The sequence below is a fragment of the uncultured Allofournierella sp. genome (assembly GCA_944382705.1).
Classification (GTDB): domain Bacteria; phylum Bacillota; class Clostridia; order Oscillospirales; family Ruminococcaceae; genus Allofournierella.
Genome location: CALWNE010000025.1, coordinates 1 through 6,555, shown reverse-complemented (window position 1 = coordinate 6,555; position 6,555 = coordinate 1). Strand labels below are relative to the sequence as shown.

At 49.9% G+C, this 6,555-nt stretch carries 7 protein-coding genes and 1 tRNA gene; 2 read left to right on the top strand and 6 right to left on the bottom strand.

Features of this window, described 5'->3' with window-relative positions; genetic code table 11:
* A partial coding sequence (locus tag ACH2EM_RS03380) for a PadR family transcriptional regulator (protein WP_395150668.1) occupies positions 1-170 on the bottom strand: 170 nt, incomplete at its 3' end.
* Between the two features lie 119 nt (positions 171-289).
* Positions 290-667: a hypothetical protein gene (locus ACH2EM_RS03375; protein WP_395150667.1), complete on the bottom strand. Its 378-nt coding sequence runs from the start codon at positions 665-667 to the stop codon at positions 290-292.
* 11 nt (positions 668-678) lie between these two features.
* On the opposite strand from ACH2EM_RS03375, the gene ACH2EM_RS03370 reads away from it, so the two are divergent.
* Together ACH2EM_RS03370 and ACH2EM_RS03365 are read left to right on the top strand one after the other, a co-directional pair.
* Entirely contained in the window at positions 679-825 is a 147-nt protein-coding gene (locus ACH2EM_RS03370; RefSeq protein ID WP_395150665.1) for a hypothetical protein, read from the top strand.
* Positions 826-906: 81 nt separating this feature from the next.
* Entirely contained in the window at positions 907-1,629 is a 723-nt protein-coding gene (locus ACH2EM_RS03365; protein ID WP_395150664.1) for a MerR family transcriptional regulator, read from the top strand.
* A 93-nt stretch (positions 1,630-1,722) separates the two neighbouring features.
* Here the strand turns inward: ACH2EM_RS03365 and ACH2EM_RS03360 are convergent, their stop codons facing one another.
* From ACH2EM_RS03360 to ACH2EM_RS03345, 4 genes are all read right to left on the bottom strand, one after another.
* A complete protein-coding gene (locus ACH2EM_RS03360) occupies positions 1,723-4,755 on the bottom strand; it encodes an AAA domain-containing protein (protein ID WP_395150663.1) in 3,033 nt (1,010 codons plus the stop codon).
* A 435-nt stretch (positions 4,756-5,190) separates the two neighbouring features.
* Complete coding sequence (locus ACH2EM_RS03355; protein ID WP_395150662.1) at positions 5,191-5,508, bottom strand: hypothetical protein; 318 nt, start codon at positions 5,506-5,508, stop codon at positions 5,191-5,193.
* A 534-nt stretch (positions 5,509-6,042) separates the two neighbouring features.
* Positions 6,043-6,118: transfer RNA gene (locus ACH2EM_RS03350), tRNA-Ala, on the bottom strand.
* A 202-nt stretch (positions 6,119-6,320) separates the two neighbouring features.
* A partial coding sequence (locus ACH2EM_RS03345; RefSeq protein WP_395150661.1) for a hypothetical protein occupies positions 6,321-6,555 on the bottom strand: 235 nt, incomplete at its 5' end.

Genomic DNA, 6,555 nt, shown 5'->3' with positions numbered 1-6,555 from the left:
TTTAGGCTTGTATATAAAGATGGCTCTTTCAATTCATATTCATTATTGCTGTTCATGGATACAGCTTTCATAATCTCGTAACCGTAATTGTCGCCATCTCTTAGTATTTTAAGAATGATGGTATCTATATGCCCACGGATTAGATCGCTGTTGATGTTCTGCTCCGACATTCGCTTCACCTCCATGCTCAGTATATCCGATATTACTATGTGTGTCAATGTACTTTGTCACAAATTGCTCAAAAAATAGCGGCAGAAAATTTCTGCCGCAAGAATTGAATATATGTTTTTTATTTTCGCTTTTTTCCCCTCTGTGGTATATGCGACTTCACAAAATCCGATTTGGAGCCTATCCGTATCAAACTCTGTTTTTCTTCTTCCGTCAAGCGGTGATAAGGGATGCGGTTTTGCTTGCAGTAAATCAGAAGCCATTGTTCCAAACGGCTCCCTTTGAAATTTGCCACTTCGTCCAAATCCTTTTTCAGTTCAGCGGCAACGGATTTCTCCGGCGCACTCTCCGCCCGCCCCTTGTGGGCTTCTTTTATGTCCACCATGATACCGTCTATATCGTCATGTACCCGGCGGCTGAAATACTCGCCCTCCTGCACATGGATTGCGTTCAGAAGATAGGCGGTCTTGTCATGCTCCCCCGGCTGGTATTTCTCCATGATTTCCGCCCTTGCCACATCAACATCAGGAAGGACTGGAGCATTTACTGGACGACTTGCAAAAGCGATATGGCTACAACGAACTGGATGCCATGCTGGTTTTAAAAAACATTCTAGCCCGTGTATGGAAGAACAGAAGCAAACAGAACCCCAAATAACCGGACAAAAATCCCCCCTTGACTCTCACGCTGCGTTATGGCGTATTCTATAAACACGGCCCAGAATAGGAGGAAAAAACCATGCGCACCGTAAAACAGGTAAGCCAGCTGACGGGAGTAAGCGTGCGAACCCTGCACCACTACCACGCCATTGGCCTGCTGCACCCCACTGCCACCAGCCCTGCCGGGTATCGCTTATACAACGACGCAGCCCTTGCCAGGCTTCAAACCATTCTGCTTTTGCGAGAACTGGAATTCCCCCTGAAGGATATCAAGGCTATTTTGGACAACCCGCACTTTGAGCCAAAACAAGCCTTGGAACAGCAGATTCGCCTGCTGGAGTTGGAGCGGCAGCGCATCGACAACTTGCTCACTCTGGCCCGTGAATTGCAGCAAACAGGAGGATTTATAATGAACTTTAAGCCATTTCAGCATCAGGAACTGAACCAGTACAAAGAGGAAGCCAAGGCCCGTTGGGGCAATACGGAGGCCTATCGGGAATTTGAAGCCCGGCAGGCCAAAGGCCAGGATTTTGAAGCCTCCGGGCAGCAGATGATGGAGTTGTTTGCAGAGCTGGGCCGGCACAAACACCAGGACCCCGCCGGGCCGCAGGCACAGCAATTAGTGGCCCAGCTACAACAATTTATCACCGACCATTTTTACCCCTGCACCAAAGAAATTTTGGCCAGCTTAGGCCAAATGTACCAGCAGGACGAGCGGTTCCGGCAAACCATCGACCGTGCTGGCGGTGAGGGCACGGCCGCCTTTGCCCGGCAAGCCATCGAATTTTATTGCGCCAGGTAATACCCTCTTATTTTTCTCTTTGCAGCAAACAAAACCCATGGAGCAGCTTCTGGCTTTTTGGCCAGGCTGTTCCATGGGTTTTTGTGCAGGCAGCTAGAGCAGCCTATTTTGCCCCTGGTGAAAATATCCAATTAAAATTTCTTTAATGTAGTGATACCGGCGGGCATAGGTGTTATCCACCCGGATCAGTTCAAACCCATGCTCCTTGCAGAGCTGGTCCTTTTTTTGGTCCCGCTTTTGTACCGCCGGGTCCTCCCGGTGCTCCCGTCCGTCCAACTCGATGGCAAGCACCGGCACCGACTGGCGGCCTTCTTTTTGGTACACCACAAAATCAAAGCGGCCAGTGTAGAACAAATCCACCGCTTTGGGGTTGCTTTTGAACACATGGGCAATGGGCACTTCTCTGTGTACGCTGCACCGCCCGCCAGCAATAAAGATATTGCCCAAAGCGTGGTTGAGATTTTCTAAAAAGGCGTCCTCTGTTTTTGTGCTGTATGGCTTGATGCCCAGCGCCCGGGAGGCCGCCGGTTTAGGCGCTACCTCGCAGCTGCCCTCGCTGCATACATACCGGTACAAATCATAAAGATCATCGTCATCCGGATGGATTTGATGCAATCGGTTCAGCTGCTCTTTATTAGAAAGTAAAATCAGCTGCTCCTTTGCTCGTGAGGTTGCCACATTGATAAGCTCCTTGTTGTTTTTGAGCCAATCATAGGTTTTGGCGCCCGTTTTATCGGTGAGCGCAAGGGAAAAAATCACCACATCTTTTTCGTCACCCTGAAAAGCGTGTACCGTACCGCAGCTTGCGTGTTCGTATCCACGCTCCTGTATCATCTGTTCAATTTGATTTTTCTGATTGGTGAACGGCGTAATAATGCCCACCGAGCGGCCAGGATTGTGGGCCAGATACCGGTCAATCACCTCCACCTCCCGGGGTGCAGTGTTCTTTTCCTGGGTGGTGTCGTGGGGAACATCCACATAAACCAAAGGCCGTTTACTCACGCTTTTGCTGGCAACCCGCAGCCGGCGGTTGTAATACTTTCTGTTGTTGAACCCGATGATTTTGGGGTCGCACCGATAATGGTAGCGCAGCAGTACCTCGTCGCTGACTGCATCGCAGGAAAGCAGGCACTTGTAGATAGAGTTCTCAATATAGTCATATTCCTGGCCCACCCGGTAGCGGCGGCGCAGAATCTGGTTGTGGTGCGGGTCCAGCACAATGACCGGCTGCAGCTGCTGAGGGTCCCCTACCAGCATAAGGGAGTTGCCCCGCACAATGGGCAGCAAGGCTGTGGCGGTATTGCATTGACTGGCTTCGTCCATAATAACCATATCGAAGCTTGGCTGCGGCTCTCCTAACCTGTGAGCAGAAATACAGGTGGTTGCCACAAAGGGAAAAATACGCAAAAATTTTTTCAGATTTTCGGTCTCAGAAAGGTACCGGTGGAAGGCTGCTACCTTTTCTTGGTCCGGGGCTCCGCTGGATAGAATCTCCAGTAAATCCCGGTTTTTGGGCTCGTCCAAACGGCGGATGTACTTAGCCGAAGTGTAGTAAAGATATTTTAATAAATCCTCGGTGTTCTGGTCCAGCAGTTCCAGTGCGTCCTGGGCGTGTACCTGACTGCATTGCTCCAGCTCCCGGTCCACCTTGGCCAGCTGGTTGCTGCGCAGCTGCCGCTGGAAGTTCTTCTGGCCTCTGGTTTCCAAAAGCCGCTGGATGGTTTCTTTGCGTTCCTGCAAATCCAGCATTTCGTCGTACTGTTCCAACCGTTCGGTCAATTTGCGGGCACGCTCTGCCCGCTCGGCATGGTTTCGGTCCAGAGTTTTTTCGTAGATGGTCATCTGTTTGCAGCTCTGGTACATGGCATAGATAGAATGAAGGGTTTGCGCCACATAATCAGCGCTGCCCAGCCGGGCGATGGGAAAGGGAATTTTTTTGCCCCGATAGGTAAGACCCGAAAGCTTTTGCACCACGCCATCAATGGGGTGGTTGTTGTACGAGGTGAACAGCACGGTGCGCTCGTTGAAAAATGCCGTTGTCATGGTATTTACAATGGTACTGGTTTTGCCAGTACCAGGCGGCCCCTGGACATAGGTCAGCGGGTAGCTCATGGCATTGTTGATGGCCAGCAGCTGGTCCAGATTCACCTGGTTGCTGATGAGTGCCAAGGGGAAGGATTTGCGGCGGCGAGGCCGGGCGTTCATCTCGCCAAAAAAGGCCCGTATGGGCTGTGTTGCCGCTGCATCTTCAGTCGGGTCAAACATGGCCGTAATGCCTTTGTATTCATGCTCCAAGTCCACCAGGTTGTTGCGGCCCACCGCCACCAAATAGGGCATATCGTTTACTCCACGGGTGCAGGTGGCTTTGGTTATGCAGTCCTTAATCCGCTCTGCGTTCCGTTCAAACTCCTCCAGCAGTGCAAAATCTTCCTCGTTCATAAAGGAGTGGGCACTGACTTTTTCCCCCTGCAAGGTATACTCCCGGCAGATGACCAGGGTTTCACTCAGGCGCAGGGTGCGGCTGGCCACATCCAGCATCAAGGGGCGATAGGCCAGCACATACAAGCCTCTGGGGGTATCCACACTTAACAAATTGATGCCAATCTGCGTCATTTGCAGATAATGTTTCTCTCGTTTTTGCTCGGTTTTGCGCTGAAAAGTGCGCACAATCAAGGCAAACTGCTCATCGGTGAGAGCATAAGTTCCCCCTGCCATCTGGTCCAGGTCCAGGTGTTCAATCAGCTGGTACTGTGTTGTATAAGGCACACTGTCCAGCTTGTTGCAAAAGGCCAGATATTCCAGCACGCGCAGGTTTGCACTATTTCCAAACCAGGCTTCGTATTTTTTGGGATGTTCCTGAATATCCCGCAGCAGCTTTTGGTCAATTTCACACCAGGAACCCTCAACAATTTCTGCCGAAAGAATCCGTTCCATATAAATGGTCAGCTCCAGTACGGTAAGCTGGCCCAGATGCAGGCCCTCCCCTGTTATCTGACCCTTTCGCAGGTCCATGGACCGAATGCCCAGCCAATAGTGCGTTGTTTGGCCTGTTTTGTTTTTGTATTCCAGGCTAACCCATTTCCCCTCGTGAATCGCCCGGAAGATTACCCTGCCGACACTGGTCAAAAAGTTCCCTCCTTGCAGTATCCCTCTGTGCCACCCCCGTTCCTGTGCTGGATGAACAGCCGCCAAAGGCCATAGGGCCTCTTTTGTTAACCGCAAACACCGGCAGTCCACTCAGGCAATGCACCGGATACCCATCGAATCGTGCTATGAAAGAATTGTTATTATATATGTACCATATATCGGCAATACATTGCAAGGTCGCAGCATGGCAGTCTGCTCTTTGCTGCCTGTTTGCGGCCATTGCCAGCTGCCTTCTTTATATTTTTCGCATCTGCCAGGCACGCCGCACAATATTTCGGCTAAAAAAATGGTGGAACTCAAACCGTTCCACCATTGTTTCATTGCCTTTGGCCGGTTGCTTTCATCCGCAGTGCCATTTTCACAACCAGCCCCACAGTTACGCTGCACTCCGTAGGCACAGGCGGTTCTTTTGGGCTATTGCTTTGCCTCTCTCTGCATTGCGCAATGAAGCACAACAGCCACCGCAACAGCTGCAGCAAAACATCCACTCCAGATAATCCAGAGGGCATTGACCCCGTCGCCCCAATCGAACCTTATTAAAACCCCGGCAAGGAAACCGCCCATGTAGCCTAAATCTGTGGTTAACGGAATCAACATTCCCCCCTGCACCAAGCCGGTTACGGTAATAATCCCAGCCCCCACAAGGAACAGCAGCAATGGCAATCCCTTCAAGCCGTGGAGGTCAAACAATAAAAACCGAATCACACTGTAAGCCGCCACCAGCATCGCCATGGATGCCGCTCCCACGATTCTGTTCTCCATCCTTGTTGCCCCCCATCTGCCTTGGTGAATGGCCCCATCTCCCGGCCTTTGCCAAACGAGACAAACCCATTGCCCCAGGAGTACCTGCCATTTTTGTATAGCTTCATTTTAGATGCAAAATATGAACAATTCGTTTTGATTCAATGAGCAGAAATCATCAAATTGATAGACCCACAAAGTTTCTTTCAAATTTTGTGTCCCTTGAGGCAAGGTTGCATCTTTACCCTCACCAAACGCCGGGGCTCTTGGGCCTGGATTGGTATAGACGGGTACCGCCTTAGTGTATGCAAACAGGTTTATTTTTTGCAGAAGAAGTTAAACATAATAATGCTAAATTCTATTCGTGAGAACTCAAACCCAACGAAGCAAAGCAATCCCCCTGCAAAGATGCCCTGCCGGATTATTCGGCCAGCTGCACGGCGATTGCAGCAGAGTACGGAAAAAGGAATTTGAAGAACCCAGCGAGTAAAACAAAAAACCGCAAGGCGTTTGCCTTGCGGTTTGTGGTGGAGATAAGCGGGATCGAACCGCTGACCTCTTGAATGCCATTCAAGCGCTCTCCCAGCTGAGCTATACCCCCATATTTTGTTGCCGTCTTGCTGACTGCTTGCTTATTATAGCAAGGGTTTCACGGTTCGTCAAGATGTTTTTCAAAATTTTTTCATTCTTTTTCCCTGTTTTATTCCATTGGTCATGTCTTTGCCCATGATAGCGCCGCCTTCACTTTTGCCTTTATCACCTTTAGCGTCCCGATTATTTTAACCCTACTATATTTTTAACTTTTAAAAAAGCTTATTATCCGGCGCAACACTCCCCGGTTTGCTCAGGCCCCATGGTCTATATTTTGGCTCAACAAGGCCATTGATTGGGTGTATTTGTTTGTTTTTTATTTTTTCTGAAAATTTTTCAAAAAAGCTGTTGACAAATCCATTGCACTGCGATATAATAACTATCGTCGTTGGTGCGAAACACCAGAAAGACATCGGGGTGTAGCGCAGTTTGGTAGTGCGTGTGAAT

Coding starts and splice junctions, on each gene's coding strand:
- ACH2EM_RS03375 (WP_395150667.1), bottom strand. CDS start 667: ATGGAGAAATACCAGCCGGGGGAGCATGACAAGACCGCCTATCTTCTG.
- ACH2EM_RS03365 (WP_395150664.1), top strand. CDS start 907: ATGCGCACCGTAAAACAGGTAAGCCAGCTGACGGGAGTAAGCGTGCGA.
- ACH2EM_RS03355 (WP_395150662.1), bottom strand. CDS start 5,508: ATGGCGATGCTGGTGGCGGCTTACAGTGTGATTCGGTTTTTATTGTTT.